The sequence below is a fragment of the Ruegeria sp. CI1 genome (assembly GCF_056536925.1).
In genome coordinates, this window is sequence record NZ_JBQFQP010000011.1 from 1 (window position 1) to 19172 (window position 19172).

Below are 19172 nucleotides of genomic sequence, written 5' to 3' on the forward strand. Positions count from 1 at the left end.
CAGCGATGGCCGTATCGAACGTCTATGGAAGCGAGAGGGGCTGAAGGTCCCGCACAAGCAGCCGAAGAAAGGACGGCTCTGGCTGAACGATGGCTCATGTGTCCGACTCAGTCGCCAGATCCTACGCAAAGCCTGCATGCGTGACAATTTTGAACCGTTAAGGGACTGATTGTGCGAAGAAATACCCACGCGGAAATGACGAAACATAGAAATCCAGAAATCGGGAAATGACAGTGCCTTGATGTGATTAAGGGCAAACAGGTTGCCCCGTCTGCCCAAACTCACCACCTGTTTCCAAGTGGCTACCGCCCAAATTTCCTGTGCAAAGGAAGGTGCGCAGATCACACCACACGCAAGCGTTTTCTCGTTGCCTCCAAGTCAGACACTTTCGCCTTCTCGCCATGGGCAAAGGGGCTTTGGATCATCGAAACGTCGATGTCCACGCGCTGCACAATCTCGTGCAGATATTCGAGATCATGGCCATCGCCTCCGTAGTGCTTGAGGTTCACCGTCTCCATCTCGTGCCCCATGAGAATATGGCGCAATTCACTGTCGGTGCGGGCCTTGATCTGTTCGACATTGAACTGCGTGCGGAAGCTGTGGAAGTCGATGCGCTTTTCATAGACATCGTTGGCCTTGCGGAAGCGTGTGAAATCCTTGGTGAAGTTCTCTGACAGGGTTTTGCGGTTTTTCCCACGCGTCAGGTGCGGAAATAGCCGATCCTCACCTTCGCGCCGCCGCATAGCCACCAAATCAAGGAAACCAAGTGCAATCAGACTGTTGTGGAGAGGCACACGGCGCGTTGCCGCTTTGGATTTCAAACGCTGCCATGGTGCGCCTACCTTGATATCGAAATAGACAATACCGTTTTCAGTCCGGATATCATCAAGGCGCAGCTGTAGCACCTCTTCTTCACGTAGACCGTGAAGAACCGCAATGATCACTGCCCAGAACATGGGATCGCCAATGTCGGCAATCCGACCTTGGAATAGCGGGGTTCGGAACAGCTTCGGCAACTCATCTCCCCAGATCTTGCGACTGTTGTCTTCTTGCAGAATTTCGAGACGTTCCAGTTCCCCCTTGGACCACATCACATTTTCCATGAAATTCTCTGAGAGGTAGCCAAGGGCCTCCATATAGCGCACGACACGCTGGGCGTCCTGCATATGCCGATAGACCGTGTTCACACGAAGCCGCGCAATGTTTTCCTGATGCTCAGCGGCTTCGATATTGCCCTGACTTGCACCAGCTTTTTTCAATTGCGCATGAACGCGTGCCTTGTTTTTCTGCTCGTCAAAATCTGTCGCCTCAACGATTTCACGGATCGTTCGCATTTCCTTGGAGGATTTGCCGTGGTTCGCTGGCACCCTTTGGATGATCGAAAACGCCTCGATGAAATCCGCTTTCGTCAAATCGCATAGCTGTTTGTCGCCAATGACGTCGATCATCAGCTTGGCGTTGGCCTTCAGATTTGAAAACGAGTTCCGTTCCCAAGACTCGCCTTTGGCTTTGACTGCAAGCTCTTCCGGTCGCTTGCCCTCTTTGCCCGCCAAACGCGCCTCACTGTATTTCTCATATGCTTCCGATAGCTTGATAGACGCCTTTTTCGTCGGCTTCGGGGGCGAAGGTTGGATCGGTTCAGACGCGGCCAGTGGCGCGCTGGCAGGCGCAGAAGTGGTTACGGTCGCTGGCTCTGCAACCACTTGAGCAACCGGCGCTGCGTGCATCGCTGTGGCCGCAGGTTCCACACGATAATCAGGCATTGAGGGTGCAGAGTCCGCTTTCAAAGCCGCCTCAAAGAAGTGACTGGGCGCAGTGAAAACACCCTGATCGCGCTTTGACCGCTCCACACTGAGATCCAGCAAAACGCGGGTCGCCTCATAGGCCAGAGCCACCCAATCACTGTTATCTTCCGAAACCTGCACGCCCAGGCGCTCCGCCGCCGCGCGGACAGGCTCTCGCGCCACCTCACGATTGCGCAAAAGCAGGGCGTCTCGCAGAGTCGCTTGCAGCGCGTGTTCGCGTTGCAGGGCCTGTTGCGCTTCTTCACGGGTGCGTTCAGGTGCAATGGTGCGTGCATAATCCGACGCTGCGATTTCAAATCGCACCAGCTCGGTCAAAACCCGTTCCATCAGACCTGTTTCCATGTTCGCAACGCCCCTCGAATAGTCGAAGGCAAGGGAGCTGAGCCACGTCAAGCGGCGGGCCAGCACCTCGGCCTCACGAACCACATCGGTCTTCAAGGAAAATACGAAAAACCGGTTTGAGGCGTTTTTTGAAAAAAGTTCCGGGACGCGCCGTCGCCAGTAAAACGACGATGGTCTGCGTTCCAGATGCAGGCATGTGTTTGATCTTCTCAATGCTCCGACTCCCGCATGGGGTTTGTGTAATCGGATGTGACAGAGAATGTGCCCAGAACGACAAAAGCGCCCCAAGGCGGAGCGCTTTGTCGTTTATTTCCAACTTCTTATGAGGAAGTTGGCTCCGGCGGTAGGGATCGAACCTACGACCAATTGATTAACAGTCAACTGCTCTACCGCTGAGCTACGCCGGAACGGTGCGCGCCGTATAGCAACACCGGTTTTCGGCGTCCAGAGGGTTCGGCACGGGAAACGCACATTTTTAACCACTGTGCCGAAACCGCGAGGCCGAAGACAGGGAATCGATCGGTTGAACTTTGGATTTCCCCAAAAGATCAACAAGATGAGCAAAAACATTGCGTTCGGCCGCGGGCAGAAGTGCCACGGGTGTGTCGGTATAGATGCGCTCTGCCAGTTCGCGGGCAGTGAGCGGGGTAGAGTCGAGTTGTTCCAGTATCGCGCGCTCACGTCCCAGCCTGTGCGAAATCAGCCAGTCGAGGCGACCCGCGGGGTCGATCACCGGGGCTCCATGGCCGGGGTGGAATACCGTCCAATCTTTTTTGCGCAACCGGCGGCAGGACGCCATGAAATCGGTCAGGTCGCCGTCCGGCGGAGACACCAGAGAGCTGGCCCAGCCCATCACGTGATCAGCGGTAAAGCAGTGACCGCGCCACGCCAAGGCTATGTGATTGCCAAGATGTCCGGGTGTGTGGATGACTTCCAGTTCCCAACCGTCACCCTGGACGATCTCGCCGTCCGCGACCTCGACACCCGGGCGAAAGTCTTTGTCGATGCCTTCGCCGCCACCAGCCATGCCGTCGGCGGCAAGTTCCCTCATCACGGCGCTGCGCCCGGCCTCTGGCCCACCAAAGGCGAAGACGGTTGCTCCGGTTTGTTCGGCCAAAGGGGCGGCCAGCGGCGAATGATCCAGATGTGTGTGGGTGACGAAAATGTGGCTGATGCGTTGGCCGGGCAGCAATGCGGCTTGAATGGCGGCCAGGTGGGCCTTCTGCAATGGACCCGGATCGATAATTGCAAGATCGGTATGCCCCACCAGGTAGGTGTTGGTGCCGCGATAGGTCATGGGAGAGGGGTTGGGGGCGAGGATGCGGCGCAGGCCCGGTTCAAGTTCGAAGGGTACGCCGACAGGCGGTTGGAAATCGTCGGGCGGTTGCATCTTGACCTCTTCCTCTTGTTCCGGTGGCCCGCTACGCTTAGCGCATGTCCTTCCGCTGGCTCAAACCTTATATGCCGCGTAGTCTCTATGCACGAGCGGCCCTGATCCTGGCGCTGCCGATGGTGGTGGTTCTGCTGGTGGTTGCGGTAGCGTTTCTGCAGCGCCATCTGGAAGACGTTACCATGCAGATGACGCTGACGGTGTCACGCGAAATCAGTTTGCTGCAGGATCAGATGCAAGGCACCTCGAACCGGCAAGACGCGCTTGCCAAAATGGGGCCGACACTGAATGCGCTTGACATGCAGGCGCGGTTTCTGGAAATGCCGGAGGTTCCCGATAGGGATATGCGGCGCTGGTACGATCTGACCGGAAAGATCGTGCAGGAAAACATACACCGGCTGTTGCCAGATGCGAGAGCTGTGCTTTTGCCCAGCAGCCGCGAAACCGAGGTGATTCTGAATACGCGTCTTGGTGCGTTGCAGTTGACGTTCGACCGTCGCCGCCTGTCGCCCGCAGCACCTCATCAGCTGATCGTGACGATGGTGTTTTTTGCAGTGCTGATGACGTCGATTTCCTTTCTTTACATGCGCAACCAGCTCAAACCCATTGCCAAACTGGCGGACGCGGCGCAGGCGTTCGGGCGGGGAAGAGTGGTGCCCTATTCACCACGAGGCGCGATAGAGGTGCGTACCGCCGGCAGCGCGTTTCTGGACATGCGCGCCCGGATCGAACGGCAGATCGAACAACGTACCCTGATGCTGTCTGGCGTGAGCCACGATCTGCGCACGCCGTTGACGCGTCTGAAACTCGGGCTCGCGATGATGCCCGACGACGAGGCGGCACCGCTATTGCAGGACGTCGATGAAATGCAGCGTTTGCTGGACACATTTCTTGATTTCGCGCGAGGAGCCTCGGAAGGCGCACCCGAAGCGGTCGACATAGCATCGTTGCTGGGCCAGATCGTCGAGGATGCCAGACGGGCAGGGCGTCAGGTGGAATTGGGCACATGCGAGGGTTCGGAGCCTGTGACATTGCGTCCGACGGCGATTCGACGGGCGGTCGAGAACCTGATCGGCAATGCGGTGCGCTACGGCACGAGGGCCGACGTGAGCTGTGCCGTCACGTCGAAATCCCTGCGCATTCGGGTCGAGGACGATGGGCCGGGCATCCCGGTCGAACAGCGCGGCGAGGCGATCAAACCATTCGCGCGGCTTGATCCCGCGCGCAATCAGAATCAGGGCGGCGGTGTTGGGCTGGGCCTGGCCATTGTCGCCGATGTGGCCCGTGCCCATGGGGGGATGTTGCGGTTGGGCGAAAGCGAAAAGCTGGGCGGTTTGCGCGCGGATATCGTTATCGCGCGGTAAAAGCCGGAGCGCTTTGGCAGATCGGATGGTATAAGGGGAATGCGCCCGGTTCGAATGAACCCAATTTACCGAGACGCCAGCCAAGGAGGGATAGAATGCCGCAGTTCAATGACATGTTCGAGTTGTCGGTCGAGGATGTGGATCTGATCGAAATGGCCTTGCGGACCGCCTCGGCGTCTATTTCACACCGACCGGCGGAAGAGGATGACGCAAACCGAGCCAAACGCGCAGAAACCGTGCGCCGAATCCATGACCTGCTAGGCCGATTGCACGATCAGAAGATTTTCTATCGTCCAAAGGACGGTGTCTATGTCGGCGGCTAAAAACGCAGTTTTCGTAAGTGAAAAGGGCGGATTGGTAGGCCCGGAGGGACTCGAACCCCCAACCAAAGCGTTATGAGCGCTCTGCTCTAACCAATTGAGCTACAGGCCCGCCTGAGCGCATTGCGTATCACGCGTGTCGCCCGCGTCAAGCCTGACCGTTGCATGCAGGCGCACAATCGACTAACCCGCGCTCAAAGCATTCATGAGGGTTCAGCCATGACAACGGGCAAAAGCGGCATGACGTATGCCGATGCGGGCGTGGATATCGATGCGGGCAACGCACTGGTCGACCGTATCAAACCTGCGGCAAAGCGAACCGACCGGCCTGGCGTGGCAAGCGGGCTGGGCGGTTTTGGCGCGTTGTTCGACCTCAAGGCGGCTGGATACAGCGACCCGATTCTGGTGGGGGCAACCGATGGTGTCGGCACCAAGCTGCGGATTGCCATTGATACCGGGGTGGTTGACGGGGTCGGCATCGATCTGGTGGCGATGTGCGTGAACGACCTGATCTGTCAGGGCGCGGAACCTTTGTTTTTCCTTGATTATTTCGCAACAGGAAAGCTGGAGACGGAAACGGCCGCGCGGATCATCGAAGGCATTGCCGAAGGCTGCGTGCGCTCGGGCTGTGCACTGATCGGTGGTGAGACGGCAGAAATGCCCGGGATGTATCCGGCGGGGGATTTCGACCTGGCAGGTTTTGCTGTCGGCGCGATGGAGCGCGGAACGGCGCTGCCTGCGGGCGTGCAGGAGGGTGACGTGCTGCTTGGGCTGGCCTCGGACGGGGTCCATTCCAATGGCTATTCATTGGTTCGCCGGTTGGTGGAACATTCCGGACTTAACTGGGAATCGGAGTGTCCATTTGCCGAAGGCGCGATGGGAAAGGTGCTGCTGACGCCGACTCGGCTTTACGTGAAATCTGCTCTGGCGGCGATCCGGGAGGGGGGCGTGCATGCGCTGGCCCATATCACCGGCGGTGGGCTTACCGAGAACCTGCCGCGGGTCCTGCCGGAAGGCGCTGGAGCGACCATTGACCTTGATGCGTGGGATCTGCCACCCGTGTTCCGGTGGATGGCCGAAACCGGTGGTATAGCCGAGGCCGAGATGCTCAAGACCTTCAATTGCGGTGTAGGCATGATTGTTGTCTGTGCGCCTGACAAAGCCGATGATCTGGCCGCGCTGCTGCGGGCCGAAGGGGAAACCGTATCGCGCATCGGCAGCGTAACCGGAACACCCGGTGTGACTTACACAGGCGCGCTGTTGTGAGTCATAAGCGCGTTGCCATCCTGATATCCGGGGGGGGGTCGAACATGGTGTCGCTGGTCGACAGCATGTCCGGTGACCACCCGGCGCGACCGTGCCTTGTGATGTCGAACGACGCGCAGGCCGGCGGATTGCAGAAGGCGGCGGATCGCGGTGTGCCGACCGCAGTTGTCGATCATAGGCCTTTTGGCGGGGATCGCGCGGCGTTTGAGGCCGAACTGGTGAAACCGTTGCTGGAGGCCGCAGTCGACATTGTCTGTCTCGCCGGGTTCATGCGCGTGCTCACAGGCGGGTTCGTGTCACAGTTTCAGGGACGGATGCTGAATATCCATCCCTCGCTTCTCCCCAAGTACAAGGGGCTCAACACCCATGCGCGCGCCATCGCGGCGGGTGACGCCGAACACGGCTGCACCGTGCACGAGGTGACCGCAGCGCTGGATGACGGCCCCATTCTGGGGCAGGCGCGAATTCAGATCGAACCCGGCGATACGCCCGAATCCCTCGCGGCGCGGGTGCTGGAGTGGGAACATAAACTTTATCCGGCGGTTTTGCGGCGGTTCTCTTCTGGCAACACAACGCCGGTTCTGTTGCCGTGATCCCTTGTCGGCGTTTACAGCCGCGCCAGCTTTGTCCTATGGTTCAGGAATTGCTCGGGGATGTGTGGGGTCTTTGAGTTTTGGAATGAATAAAAAGTGCAAGAAACAAAACCGCTTATGAAAACCCTTACCACCACGCCCGAGCTTGCGGAATTCTGCAAGGCCGCCGCCGCGCACCCTTATGTCACCGTCGATACCGAGTTTCTTCGCGAGCGGACCTATTACTCGAAACTGTGTCTCGTTCAATTGGCCCTTCCCGCCGAGGGGGAGGACAGCGCCGTGCTGGTCGATCCGTTGGCGGAAGGGATGTCGCTGGAACCGTTGCTGGAACTGTTTCGCAACGAAAATGTGGTCAAAGTGTTTCATGCGGCGCGGCAGGATCTGGAAATATTCTGGGTCGAATCCGGTGTATTCCCCGAACCGTTGTTCGATACCCAGGTGGCCGCGATGGTATGCGGATTTGGCGAGCAGGTAGGCTATGAAACCCTTGTGCGCAAGATCTGCAAGCAGGGGGTGGACAAGACCTCGCGGTTTACCGACTGGTCGCGCCGCCCACTGACCGACGCGCAAAAGACCTATGCGCTGGCGGACGTGACGCATTTGCGCAAGATCTATGAGTTCCTGGCGGCGGAGCTGAAGAAAACCAGACGGGACCACTGGGTTGCGGAAGAATTGCAGATCCTGACCGATCCGGCCACGTATGACATTCGCCCCGAAGAGGCGTGGCGTCGCATCAAGACACGCACGAATTCGGCCAAGTTCCTTGCAATGGTCCGGGAACTGGCCAAATTCCGCGAAGCTTATGCGCAGGAAAACAATGTTCCGCGCAACCGGGTCTTCAAGGACGACGCTTTGATCGAACTGGCCTCGACCAAGCCCAGAACCCCGGCCGATCTGGGGGGGTCACGCCTGCTGCTGCGCGAGGCGCGAAAAGGGGCCATTGCCGATGGCATTCTGGCGGCGGTGGCGCAGGGTATTGAATGTCCCCCGGACAAACTGCCAAAGATCGACAAGAGCCGGGACAAGATTCAGGTCAACCCCGCCTTGGCCGATCTGCTGCGAGTGCTTCTGAAATCGAAAACTGAAAGCGCAGGTGTTGCTGCAAAACTGATCGCCAACAGCGCCGAGCTTGATTTGATTGCGGCCGGAGAACGCGATGTACCATCGCTGTCGGGGTGGCGGTATGAAGTGTTCGGAGAAGACGCCCTGCGGCTTTGCGACGGTCAGATTGCGCTGGCAGCCAAAGGGCAGACCGTTCGGGTCGTTCCGCTGGGCTGACCGGCGTCAGCGCCTGCGGGTTTCGCGAGCGTTTTGCGCAGCCGAGACGCGGATGAGCCGAATACCCTCAAGATCCTGTTTGCTCAGATTGACCGCCTCGGTGATTGTGCGAGTGCGTTCCGTCCCTTGCGCGGTGGCATAATCGGGATAGACAACGCGGAATGTGAAGGCGAGAACGCCGTTCTTTTGATCTTCTTCGGATGAATTCAGCCGCAATTGTGCGTCATAGGCACCCTGTCGGGCAGCAACGCCTGTTGCAACCAGTATCGCGCCGGTCGATGTGGGATCCACCCGGAGCTCGGTAACCGTGGCAATAGGAACGCTGATGTCCACGGCTTCAGGCCCATCAAACAGACCTTTGCCGCCTCTTTGCGGGATCAGTGCGTTGGTTTCATCAACCTGTGTTGGTTCGCTTGGCGTGCTTTTGCCGAACCAGTTGGACGGATTTGCGCGAGAGTCGCGCCAACTGCCGCAGGCAGACAGCGTCAAAGCGGCAACCATAAGGAGAACTGGCAAAGATTTGTTCATGACAACCAACACGTTGAAGGAGCAACCTGAAAACGGGTTAGCCTAAATGAACCGGCTTGAAAAGACGTGGCGGGGCTGGACACGGCCCTGGCGCGGGCTTAGGTCACAGTTTGACGAAGATTTGAGAGGATCGCCGCATGGCCAGCCCCGCCTTTGAGGAAATTGTCGAAGACTTCGAGTTCCTGGAGGACTGGGAAGACCGCTATCGTCATGTGATCGAGCAGGGCAAGGCGATGGAGCCCCTTGACGAGGCGCTCAAGGTACCCGCGACCAAGGTGCATGGCTGCGCCAGTCAGGTTTGGTTGCATCCGACCATCGAAAACGGAGTTTTCAGTTTTGATGGTGACAGTGATGCCCTGATCGTGCGCGGCTTGATCGCGGTTTTGCGCTCGCTTTACAATGGCTTGCCAGTGGGTGAGGTTCCCAAGGTCGACGCACGGGCGGAACTGGAGCGGTTGGGTCTGAACGAGCATCTGTCGGCCCAGCGGTCAAATGGTCTGCGCTCGATGATCGAACGTATCCGCGATGTCGCATCAGAGAACGTGTGAGCGGTGCCTTTATTCTAAAACCTGCTCAGACCAATCGGTAAGCGTGGTTTCAAGATCGCCATAACCGGTGAAGCGATATTCGAATTCCAGCCCCATCCGCGCGGCGCAGGTCTTTGCCTTGTCGACCAATGCCGGATCGTTCGTCTGCGCCTGATAGACCAGTTTGGTGTAATTACCAAAATACATGTCCCTGAGCTGTGGATGGCGATCAAGCCCCAAAGGTTTCCATACGAACGCATCAAACTGACGGGTCAGGAAATCGGTGAGGTAAAACGCCGTCGTGTCACTTTCGTCGCGCGCCGAAAAAGCGTCATTGCCTTCGAAAAAGGAATAGCAGTGTGGTCCGGCAACCATTTCGACACCCAGATCGTCACAGGCCCGCTGCAACAAGCCTCCGGTCCCGCAATCGGCGTAGACAACAAAGATCTTCTCGTATTTGGATCTATGCTTGGCGACCGCTTGTTGTACCGCCTCGGTGATTTTTTCCGGTGTGACGTGAAGGATAGCTGGCAGGCAGGTGAGATCCATGTGATCCCATCCATTGCGGTCGCGGATGTCCAGGATTTCCCGCGCCAGCGCGCCACATGCGACCAGCAGGATACGCCCCGAGCTGGTCTTTGCGTCGAACCCGGTGGTCGTAAGATGGCGATCCTGGGGCGGTTGATGTGCGGTCAATCGAGATCTCCTTGTGCGTTGCACTCAGAGTTATCTTCATTGACCGCCGGGGCAAGTCCTGTTCCGACACTGGAAATCAGGCAACCGACACCTGAGTTTCAAACGTAGACAAAGTGGGGCGGGCACTGGGGCCATATGAGGCCAGTCCGTTTGCTTCCATTTCAGGAAAGAGAGACAGGATTTCCTGTTGCGTCGCCTTTTCCATGCTGTTCCAAGCCAATTCGCCGGGATGAAAGCTTTCGCTTATGCACCCATCGGCCCAGATCAACTCGTGACGATCGAAAAGCAGGTGGAAATAGGTGATGTTACCCCCGGGCTGCAACACGATATTCTTGCCGTCGATCAGCGACTTGGCAGGTGCCAGCGCTTCGCGCTGGCCCGTATGAAGTTCGACTTTCCAGTTGCGCACCAGCATGCGGTGTTGTTGCGAGACCAAAAGATCCCGGGTGTTGCCAATGGCGCCTGCGCGGAACAGCACCGGAGCATATGCGCCGGTTGCCTCTACCGTACGGCTGCCGATCCAGCGCAACTCCTGCGGGCCGCTATCCAGTGTACAGATTTGGTCGTCGGGTCTGAGGGTTTCGACGCGCTTCCAGCCTTTGGCGGTCTTGATACGTGTACCTTTGGCGAAACAGGTGACTATGTTCCATGCTTGCCGATCAGCGTTGGTGCCGGCAATGCCTGTGTTTCGTGCAACGCTGTCCAGAGAAATCGATTGTATAGCGCCGGCTTCGAGAGCATCCTGATCGGTATTGGGCGAGAATTCGGGTACGAGATAGGTATTTCCATCAACGTCTTGCGAAATCACAGCGGATATCGTGGCAGTTGAGCCATCGACATAAGTCAGCTTGGCATTGTAAATTGCCACGCCGTCAAAGGTTTGCGCTGGACCATTGTCGATGGAGAATTGCTCGAACGGTGGGTTGTTCATGTCATAGAACGTGCCGACATCCCCGACAGGACTCCAGGTAACAGCGTTTGTATACAATGGCTCGGTTTCGCTTCCGACCGTGAGACCAACAAGAGCCTCTGCATTTTCTGCGTTGTTGTTGCTTTCGACAGTGTCGATCTCGGAAAATGTACCCAGAAAAATAGCGTTGAATGTAGTTGGCATGTGAACCCCTGGAACTTTTAACTATCGCTAAATAACAAGGGGTTAAGATGGGGTAAATTAGGTGGTCGGGGATTGTGGTGCGGTTCACGCACTTGTCATAGGAAAAGGCCGCTCCGTGATCGGGCGGCCTTTTCATAGAGTGGGTGGGGCGTTTCAGCCAGCCATCTGGTTGTGCTTGCGCGAGACGAAATCCTTGGCGGTTTCAACCGCAACTGCCGCGTCACGGCAATAGGCGTCAGCGCCGATGGCCTTGCCAAATTCCTCGTTCAGCGGGGCACCGCCGACCAGAACGATGTATTCGTCACGCAGGCCTTGTTCGACCAGGGTGTCGATCACGACCTTCATATACGGCATGGTGGTGGTCAGCAGAGCGGACATGCCCAGAATGTCGGGCTTTTCGTTCTCAAGCGCTTCCAGATAGTTCTCGACCGGGTTGTTGATGCCCAGATCGACAACTTCAAAGCCCGCGCCCTCCATCATCATCGACACGAGGTTCTTGCCGATGTCGTGGATGTCGCCCTTGACGGTGCCGATGACCATCTTGCCGACGCGCGGTGCGCCGGTTTCGGCCAAAAGCGGCTTGAGGATGGCCATGCCACCTTTCATCGCGTTGGCGGCCAGCAGAACTTCGGGAACGAACAGGATGCCGTCACGGAAGTCGGCGCCGACGATGGTCATGCCACCGACCAAAGCCTTCGTGAGGATGTTATACGGTGTCCAACCCCGTTCAAGCAGGATGTTTACGCCTTCTTCGATCTCTTCCTTGAGGCCGTCATAAAGGTCGTCAAACATCTGTTCGACGAGTTCCTCGTCGTTCAATTCCGACAGGACGATGTCTTCTTCATCCGACATAAGCCGTTTCCCTGAGCTAAAGGGGCAAAGCCCCCGAGTGGCAATTTGGTCCGTTTTGCCAGTTTGCCATAATTTCACTGTGTCGATTGCGACATGGGCCGCTACGCAACCGACGTATAGGAAATATTTTGCCTCAGATCGATTGAATGTTCTTCAGAAAGAAGCTGAGGCCGCCTCATATCCATCTCGTGCAGCTTCAACTCGCACAAGGTTGGGTTTTGCTTAAATGGCTGACCGAGAATATTGCAGATGTTCACGTATTGTTCTAAATGGATTGTGGTTCATGTGGGAGATTGCAATGCCGCTGCACGTACATGCGCCCGGCAGGGGCGTGACGTCGAACAAAACGGGACAGTTCGAAAAGCACAGTACCGTGTCCGTGGACGACGGTTGGGATCTGGAAGAAGACGTGCCAACACTGCGCACGGTGGTGAGCGACGAGATCGCCCGAAGCCTGATCACGTTCAACCGGTCCCCGGACTTGCCGTTCGATCGTTCGATCAACCCGTACCGCGGGTGCGAACACGGATGTTCCTATTGTTTTGCGCGCCCAACGCACGCTTATCTGGGGCTGTCACCAGGGCTGGATTTTGAAACGCGGCTTGTCGCGCGACCGAATGCGGCTGAAATCCTGCGTCGGGAATTGAGTGCGCGGTCCTACAAGGTTGGCGCGATTGCCTTGGGCACAAATACAGACCCGTACCAGCCGGTAGAAAAAAATCGCTTTATCACAAGAGCTTGCCTGGAGGTTCTGGAAGAATTTCGGCATCCGGTGGCGATCGTGACCAAAGGGGCATTGATCGAGCGCGATCTGGATGTTCTGTCTCGTTTGGCAAAGCAGGGGTTGGTGCGCGTGGGGATATCCGTCACGACGCTGGACCCGGTTCTGTCGCGCAGGATGGAGCCGCGCACACCCGCGCCCAGGCGCCGATTGCAGATGATCGAACGGTTGACCGGAGCAGGCGTGCCCGTGCGCCTGATGACTTCGCCGATAATTCCCGGCCTGACGGATCACGAACTGGAGGACATGCTGCAGGCCGGGCGGGATGCGGGGGCCGATGCGGCCAGCTGGATCATGTTGCGGCTGCCACGCGAGGTGTCGCAGCTGTGGCAGGAATGGTTGGCGCAGCACTATGAGGGTCGCGCGGACAAGATCATGTCGCGTCTACGCGATATGCATGGCGGCAAGGACTATGATCCACGCTGGGGACATCGCATGCGGGGCGAGGGGCAATATGCCGAAATGATTTCGCAGCGGTTCAAGGCCGCAACGCGCAGAATCGGATTGTTGATCCAAACACCACCACTGAGGTGCGATCTGTTTCGGGTGCCCGCCCAGTCCGGCGATCAGTTGTCGCTGTTCTGAAGACGAAAATGCCCCGCCGATGGCGGGGACATTTTTCCGGCTGTTTCTGTCGGTCAGCGCTTTTCGATGTCGACGTAGTCGCGAAGAGTTTCGCCTAGGTACAACTGACGCGGACGACCGATCTTGTTCTGTGGATCGGCGATCATCTCTTTCCACTGGCTCACCCACCCAACGGTACGCGACAAGGCGAAGATAGGCGTGAACATGGAGGTCGGAAAGCCCATCGCTTCGAGGATGATGCCCGAGTAGAAGTCGACATTCGGGAACAGCTTCTTGTCGATGAAATACGGGTCTTCCAACGCCTGCTTCTCCAGCGCCTTGGCAACCTGAAGTTTGGGGTTGTTCTCAACGCCCAACAGATCCAGCACCTCGTCGGCGGACTGCTTCATCACTTTGGCGCGGGGGTCAAAGTTCTTGTAAACGCGGTGGCCAAAGCCCATCAGACGGAACGGATCGTTCTTGTCCTTGGCGCGGGCGATGTATTCGGGAATGCGGTCAACCGAACCGATCTCTTCCAGCATTTCCAGGCACGCCTGGTTGGCGCCGCCATGAGCAGGCCCCCAGAGACAGGCGATACCGGCTGCGATGCAGGCAAACGGGTTCGCACCCGAAGACGAGGCCAGACGCACGGTCGAGGTCGAGGCGTTCTGTTCGTGATCGGCGTGCAGCGTCAGGATGCGATCCATCGCGCGGCTGAGGATCGGGTTAACCTGAAAGTCCTCGGCCGGAACGGCAAAGCACATGTACAGGAAATTGGACGCATAATCGAGGTCGTTGCGCGGATACATAAACGGCTGGCCGACAGAGTATTTATAGGCCATCGCGGCAATGGTCGGCATCTTGGCGATAAGGCGATGCGTTGCGATTTCACGCTGCCGTTCGTCATTGACATCGGTGGAGTCGTGATAGAACGCGGACATCGCACCGACGACACCCACCATGGTTGCCATCGGATGAGCGTCGCGACGGAACCCACGGAAGAAATAGTGCATCTGCTCGTGGATCATCGTGTGGCGGCTGATCGTGGTCTCGAAATGCTCGAGTTCCTCAGCCTGCGGCAGATACCCGTAAAGCAGCAAGAAGCAGACTTCAAGGAAATGCGATTTCTCGGCCAGCTGGTCGATCGGATAGCCCCGGTGCAGCAGTTCGCCCTTTTCACCGTCGATATATGTGATGGTGCTGTCGCAACTTGCTGTCGAAGTAAAGCCGGGATCATAGGTGAACACATCCGCCATGCTGTAAAGCTTGCGAATATCAATCACGTCCGGGCCAGCAGTCGGAGAAAAGACCGGCAGCTCAAAGCTTTTACCATGTACAGTCAGAGTGGCTGTTTTTTGGCTTTCAGTCATGGGTGTCCCTTCCTCAATCATACGCGGCGCGGACCGATGTCCGTACCTGCGGGCAACGGCTGCGCATGGCTGCGCAGTCCTGGTCTTTGCGGAGCAGCGTTGCCCGACCGAAGGTGCGGGACCTAGTTCACTGCATCGGAAAGCCGTGCCAGGGTTTCTTCTCGCCCCAACACAAGCATCATGTCAAATACCGAAGGCGTTACTGCCCGACCTGCCAGCACCGCCCGCAAGGGACCGGCCAACTTGCCGAACTTGACCCCCTGCATTTCAGCGAATGCGTTGAGGTTATCCTCCAGTCCATCTCGCGTCCAGCTAGCATTTTGCAGATGCGGCGTCAATTCATTCAGTATACCGTCGGATACTGACGCGAGGGCGGCTGCTGCTTTCTCATCTGGCTCAATTGGTCGGGTCGTGAGGATAAAATGAGCTTTTTCAAGAAGTTCCGGAAAGGTTCTGGCCCGATCCTTGAGGCAATACATCGCACGTTCAAGGTCGCTTGATTGCGTTGCTGTAAGCGCGGAAAGATTTGCTGCGGCAAGATAGGCTTCGATCTCCTGCCGCAACGCAGCATCACTCGCAATCGCTATGTGCTGACCGCACAGGTTCTCCAGTTTCTTGAGGTCGAAGCGCGCAGGGCTTTTGCCGATACCATCAAGGTCGAACCATTCCTGCGCCTGAACATCGGTAAAAAATTCGTCATCCCCATGGCTCCAGCCCAGGCGCGCCAGATAATTGCGCATGCCCGCGGCCGGATATCCCATCGCCTGATACTCCTGCGCCCCGAGTGCGCCGTGACGCTTGGACAGCTTTTTGCCGTCTGGTCCGTGGATCAGCGGAATATGTGCCCACACGGGCACATCCCAACCCATGGCTTCATAGATCATCATCTGGCGCGCGGCGTTGTTGAGGTGATCATCGCCGCGGATGACGTGTGTGACCCCCATGTCGTGATCGTCCACCACCACGGCTAGCATGTAAACCGGCGTCCCGTCCGAACGCAGCAGGATCATGTCGTCAAGCTGGTCGTTGCGGATGGTGACGTCACCCTGAACCTTGTCGCGGATAACCGTGACACCATCTTGCGGCGCCTTGATCCGGATCGCGAAAGGCGTATCGGGATGTGTCGAGGGGTCGGCGTCGCGCCACGGGCTGCGATATAGCGTGGATTTTCCTTCGGCCCGCGCCTGTTCGCGAAAGGCCGCAATTTCGTCCTGTGTTGCAAAGCATTTGTAGGCTTTGCCCTGAGCCAGTAGTTCGTGCGCAACTTCGGCATGGCGCGCTGCGCCTTCGAACTGGCTGATCACATCACCATCGTGATCAAGCCCCAGCCAGCTCAGCCCCTGCAGAATCGCATCCGTGGCCTCGGGCGTGGACCGCTCGCGATCGGTGTCTTCAATCCGCAACAGGAATTTGCCGCCCCGACCGCGGGCATAGAGCCAGTTGAACAGCGCGGTGCGTGCGCCTCCGATGTGCAGAAAGCCGGTGGGAGAGGGGGCAAAGCGGGTGACGATCTTTTCTGACATATCTGGCGTTTACCTTTTGGTAACCAATGAGGTTCTAGTTTGCGCTTGTCTAACGAGCCAGGCGGGCAGGAGCAACCATGCGCATACTGGCAAGGGTCGAGGCGGCGATGCTGGCTCAGCGCGGGTTTCTGTTTCCCTGGGTGCCGGTTTTTCTGGCCATCGGGATCGGGGGGTACTTCGCTCTGAGCCGCGAACCCGGTCCGTCCGAATACGTCGGGGCGGGGCTGGTGATGCTTGTTTCGCTTCTTGCTGCATGGTTTGCAACCGCCGCGTGGGCACCAATTGCATGGGCGCTGGCGCTGTCGGCCGGGGGTCTGATCCTTGCCGGGGCGCACGCGCACAACGTGGCAGAGCCGATTCTGCAATGGCGCTACTATGGCCCCATAGAGGGGAGGGTCGTAGGCCTGGATCGGTCTGCTTCGGATGCGCTGCGGGTAACGCTCGATCAGGTGCGCCTCAACGGTGTACCGGAGGGGGAGCGCCCCGCGCGCATCCGAATTTCCCTGCACGGTGGCACCGTGCCGCTGGTACCGGGCCAAAGGATCATGACGACCGGACATCTGTCGCCGCCGCAAGGGCCGGTGGAACCCGGCGGATTTGATTTTCGTCGTCACGCATGGTTTCAGCGCCTCGGGGCCGTAGGGTATACGCGCGTGCCGGTCTTGACTGCTTCGCCGCCCGGAATGGGGCGGGAAGGTGTTCGGATATCAGCGGTGCGGACCGCGATCTCCAATCACATTCGAACCGAGTTGCCGGGGGATCTCGGTGGGTTTGCAGCTGCCGTGACCACCGGAGACCGGAGCGCGATCGGACAGCAAACGCTGGATGCGCTCAGGGCATCCAATCTGGCCCATCTGCTTGCAATTTCCGGGCTTCACATGGGGTTGCTGGCCGGATTTATTTTCTCCGCCACACGTATCGCCCTGTCCCTGATTCCCGCACTGGCGTTGCGCGTGCCGGTCAAAAAGATTGCCGCTGTGCTGGCGCTGGGGGCCGCCACCGCCTATCTGTTGCTTTCAGGCGGCAGCGTCGCGACCGAGCGCGCCTATGTCATGGTGGCAGTCATGTTATGTGCAATCCTCGTGGACCGTCGCGCAATATCGCTAAGGGCGGTGGCGGTTGCGGCCACGATCGTGCTGGTCCTGCAACCTCAGGCTTTGCTCAGCCCCGGTTTCCAGATGTCCTTTGCCGCGACCACCGCACTGGTCGCCGTGTTTGGCGCGCTCCGGAACTCTGAGATCGCGGTGATGCGCGGTCCGTTCCGGTCTGTTTTTGCGCTGGTCTTGTCTTCGGCGGTCGCCGGCCTTGCGACGGCGCCGGTCGCGGCGGCGCATTTCAATGCGCTGGCACATTTTGGCCTGTTGGCAAACCTGTTGTCCGTTCCTGTGATGGGAAGCCTTGTCATCCCGGCGGCGGTTCTGGCGGCGTTGCTGGCTCCGTTTGGACTGCAATGGATCGGTTTGGGGCTGATGGGGGTCGGCCTGCGCTGGATACTGGCCGTTGCGGAGTGGATTTCCACGCTTGACGGCGCAAGGGGTTATGTCGTCAGTCCACCGACCTATGTGTTGCCTGCGCTGGCTCTGGCCGCGTTATTCCTGATCCTGTGGCAGGGGCGCTTCCGCTGGTTTGGTGCAGTCGGCGTGGTCGCCGCGCTGTCCTTGTGGGGGCAGGGGCAGCGGCCCGAAATTCTTGTGGCGGATACCGGAGCCTTGGTCGGCGTGATGACACCAGAAGGGCGCGCACTCAGCAAGGCGCGCGGAGCGGGATTCATTGCGTCGGTTTGGCTGGAGAACGACGGGGATGGGGCAGACCAGCAACAGGCGGCGCTACGCTGGCCTCAGGATGAGGACATGCTGCGCCGGATTGATCTTGGCGATGTCGAGCTTGTCCACATTACCGGCAAAAAGATGGCCGGTGGACTCACCACGTGCTCGGAGAAACAGATCGTTGTCTCTCAGGTTCCACTAAACCTTTCGGGCGATTGCCTTTTGTTCGATCCGGCCAAGTTGTCCATGACGGGGAGCCTGGCGATTTCCGGCGGTCAGATCCAACAAAGCCGCGCGCTTTCGGGAGCGCGGCTTTGGTCACCGTAGGCAGGTATCAATACGTTCGGATCAGCCCGACCAGCCGTCCCTGCACCTTGACCTTGTCGGCAGGAAGGACGCGGGTTTCATAGGCGGGGTTCGCGGCCTCCAGCGCGATGGTGGCGCCTCGGCGAAAAAAGCGTTTCAGAGTGGCCTCCTGATCCTCGACCAACGCAACGACGATGTCGCCGTTGTCGGCGACCGAGGTTTCGCGGATCACCACGACATCGCCGTCGTTGATCCCGGCTTCAACCATCGAGTCGCCGCGCACCTCCAGCGCGTAGTGCTGTCCCTTGCCGGATAGCATGGAACCCGGAACCGCGACCTGATGCGAGACATGGCTGATCGCCTCGATCGGGACACCGGCGGCGATCCGGCCCATGACAGGCACCTCGAGCGCATGAGCCACGACCGGTTCGACATTTGCGGGACGCGGCCCTTCCGGGCGGTCGCCATCGATTACACGGGGTTTGAACCCGGTCGTTGGTTCGCCGCCCAGGCTCTCGGGCAGTTTTACAATCTCGATGGCGCGGGCGCGGTGCGCGAGGCGGCGGATGAAGCCGCGTTCTTCCAGCGCCGTGATCAAACGATGGATGCCGGACTTGGACCTGAGATCCAGCGCCTCTTTCATCTCGTCGAAACTGGGTGGCACGCCATCCCGTTGCAGGCGCTTGTGGATGAATTCCAGCAAATCCAACTGCTTCTTTGTCAGCATCGCTCATACCTCGTCGTTCATGCGTTTGCTTTTGTTCTACGCATGTTCACGTTTTGTGTC

General features: G+C 58.4%; 17 protein-coding genes, 2 tRNA genes and 1 pseudogene. 8 read left to right on the top strand and 12 right to left on the bottom strand.

The window, feature by feature from the left end; translation table 11 throughout:
- Nucleotides 1–341 precede the first annotated feature (341 nt).
- The 4 genes and pseudogenes from ACR0LZ_RS13900 to ACR0LZ_RS13915 form a co-directional block, all read right to left on the bottom strand.
- The gene (locus ACR0LZ_RS13900; RefSeq protein WP_480750593.1) at nt 342–2147 is read right to left on the bottom strand and encodes a site-specific integrase; all 1806 of its coding nucleotides are present in this window, start codon (nt 2145–2147) and stop codon (nt 342–344) included.
- Between the two features lie 57 nt (nt 2148–2204).
- Nucleotides 2205–2435, bottom strand: a pseudogene (locus ACR0LZ_RS13905) (DUF6538 domain-containing protein); the annotation flags it as partial.
- A gap of 44 nt (nt 2436–2479) precedes the next feature.
- Nucleotides 2480–2554: transfer RNA gene (locus tag ACR0LZ_RS13910), tRNA-Asn, on the bottom strand.
- 68 nt (nt 2555–2622) lie between these two features.
- On the bottom strand, nt 2623–3537 hold the full coding sequence (locus tag ACR0LZ_RS13915; RefSeq protein ID WP_480750442.1) for an MBL fold metallo-hydrolase: 915 nt from the start codon (nt 3535–3537) through the stop codon (nt 2623–2625).
- A 44-nt stretch (nt 3538–3581) separates the two neighbouring features.
- Here ACR0LZ_RS13915 and ACR0LZ_RS13920 point away from each other — a divergent pair, with 44 nt between their 5' ends.
- Both ACR0LZ_RS13920 and ACR0LZ_RS13925 read left to right on the top strand, forming a co-directional pair.
- On the top strand, nt 3582–4901 hold the full coding sequence (locus ACR0LZ_RS13920) for an ATP-binding protein (protein WP_480750443.1): 1320 nt from the start codon (nt 3582–3584) through the stop codon (nt 4899–4901).
- A gap of 95 nt (nt 4902–4996) precedes the next feature.
- Nucleotides 4997–5224, top strand: a complete 228-nt coding sequence (locus ACR0LZ_RS13925) for a hypothetical protein (protein WP_480750444.1) — start codon at nt 4997–4999, stop codon at nt 5222–5224.
- 32 nt (nt 5225–5256) lie between these two features.
- Here the strand turns inward: ACR0LZ_RS13925 and ACR0LZ_RS13930 are convergent.
- Nucleotides 5257–5333: transfer RNA gene (locus ACR0LZ_RS13930), tRNA-Ile, on the bottom strand.
- 107 nt (nt 5334–5440) lie between these two features.
- Between ACR0LZ_RS13930 and purM the strand changes: the two genes are divergently transcribed.
- The 3 genes from purM to rnd all read left to right on the top strand — a co-directional run bounded on the left by purM (nt 5441) and on the right by rnd (nt 8358).
- Nucleotides 5441–6487, top strand: coding sequence for a phosphoribosylformylglycinamidine cyclo-ligase (purM, locus tag ACR0LZ_RS13935; protein WP_480750445.1), 1047 nt, complete (start codon nt 5441–5443; stop codon nt 6485–6487).
- Nucleotides 6484–7080 carry a phosphoribosylglycinamide formyltransferase gene (purN, locus tag ACR0LZ_RS13940; protein WP_480750446.1) on the top strand — a complete coding sequence of 199 codons (597 nt, stop codon included), beginning with the start codon at nt 6484–6486 and terminating at the stop codon, nt 7078–7080. Before purM ends, purN begins: the two co-directional genes overlap by 4 nt.
- A 117-nt stretch (nt 7081–7197) precedes the next feature.
- Complete coding sequence (rnd, locus tag ACR0LZ_RS13945) at nt 7198–8358, top strand: ribonuclease D (protein WP_480750447.1); 1161 nt, start codon at nt 7198–7200, stop codon at nt 8356–8358.
- A 6-nt stretch (nt 8359–8364) separates the two neighbouring features.
- Here rnd and ACR0LZ_RS13950 read toward each other — a convergent pair whose 3' ends face one another.
- Nucleotides 8365–8874: a hypothetical protein gene (locus ACR0LZ_RS13950; RefSeq protein ID WP_480750448.1), complete on the bottom strand. Its 510-nt coding sequence runs from the start codon at nt 8872–8874 to the stop codon at nt 8365–8367.
- 149 nt (nt 8875–9023) lie between these two features.
- Between ACR0LZ_RS13950 and ACR0LZ_RS13955 the strand changes: the two genes are divergently transcribed.
- Nucleotides 9024–9434 carry a SufE family protein gene (locus ACR0LZ_RS13955; RefSeq protein ID WP_480750449.1) on the top strand — a complete coding sequence of 137 codons (411 nt, stop codon included), beginning with the start codon at nt 9024–9026 and terminating at the stop codon, nt 9432–9434.
- Between the two features lie 9 nt (nt 9435–9443).
- Here the strand turns inward: ACR0LZ_RS13955 and ACR0LZ_RS13960 are convergent, their stop codons facing one another.
- From ACR0LZ_RS13960 to ACR0LZ_RS13970, 3 genes are all read right to left on the bottom strand, one after another.
- Nucleotides 9444–10109, bottom strand: coding sequence for a DUF1638 domain-containing protein (locus ACR0LZ_RS13960; RefSeq protein WP_480750450.1), 666 nt, complete (start codon nt 10107–10109; stop codon nt 9444–9446).
- 76 nt (nt 10110–10185) lie between these two features.
- Nucleotides 10186–11223, bottom strand: a complete 1038-nt coding sequence (locus ACR0LZ_RS13965) for a Hint domain-containing protein (protein ID WP_480750451.1) — start codon at nt 11221–11223, stop codon at nt 10186–10188.
- A gap of 153 nt (nt 11224–11376) precedes the next feature.
- The gene (locus ACR0LZ_RS13970) at nt 11377–12075 is read right to left on the bottom strand and encodes a corrinoid protein (RefSeq protein WP_480750452.1); all 699 of its coding nucleotides are present in this window, start codon (nt 12073–12075) and stop codon (nt 11377–11379) included.
- Nucleotides 12076–12373: 298 nt separating this feature from the next.
- Between ACR0LZ_RS13970 and ACR0LZ_RS13975 the strand changes: the two genes are divergently transcribed.
- Nucleotides 12374–13441 (top strand): PA0069 family radical SAM protein, encoded by a 1068-nt coding sequence (locus ACR0LZ_RS13975; RefSeq protein WP_480750453.1) that lies wholly within the window; start codon nt 12374–12376, stop codon nt 13439–13441.
- Nucleotides 13442–13494: 53 nt separating this feature from the next.
- Here the strand turns inward: ACR0LZ_RS13975 and ACR0LZ_RS13980 are convergent, their stop codons facing one another.
- Both ACR0LZ_RS13980 and gltX read right to left on the bottom strand, forming a co-directional pair.
- A complete protein-coding gene (locus ACR0LZ_RS13980; RefSeq protein WP_480750454.1) occupies nt 13495–14790 on the bottom strand; it encodes a citrate synthase in 1296 nt (431 codons plus the stop codon).
- Nucleotides 14791–14912: 122 nt separating this feature from the next.
- Entirely contained in the window at nt 14913–16313 is a 1401-nt protein-coding gene (gene gltX, locus ACR0LZ_RS13985; RefSeq protein WP_480750455.1) for a glutamate--tRNA ligase, read from the bottom strand.
- Nucleotides 16314–16390: 77 nt separating this feature from the next.
- On the opposite strand from gltX, the gene ACR0LZ_RS13990 reads away from it, so the two are divergent.
- Entirely contained in the window at nt 16391–18406 is a 2016-nt protein-coding gene (locus tag ACR0LZ_RS13990) for a ComEC/Rec2 family competence protein (RefSeq protein WP_480750456.1), read from the top strand.
- Nucleotides 18407–18413: 7 nt separating this feature from the next.
- Here the strand turns inward: ACR0LZ_RS13990 and lexA are convergent, their stop codons facing one another.
- On the bottom strand, nt 18414–19112 hold the full coding sequence (gene lexA, locus ACR0LZ_RS13995) for a transcriptional repressor LexA (protein ID WP_480750457.1): 699 nt from the start codon (nt 19110–19112) through the stop codon (nt 18414–18416).
- Nucleotides 19113–19172 lie beyond the last annotated feature (60 nt).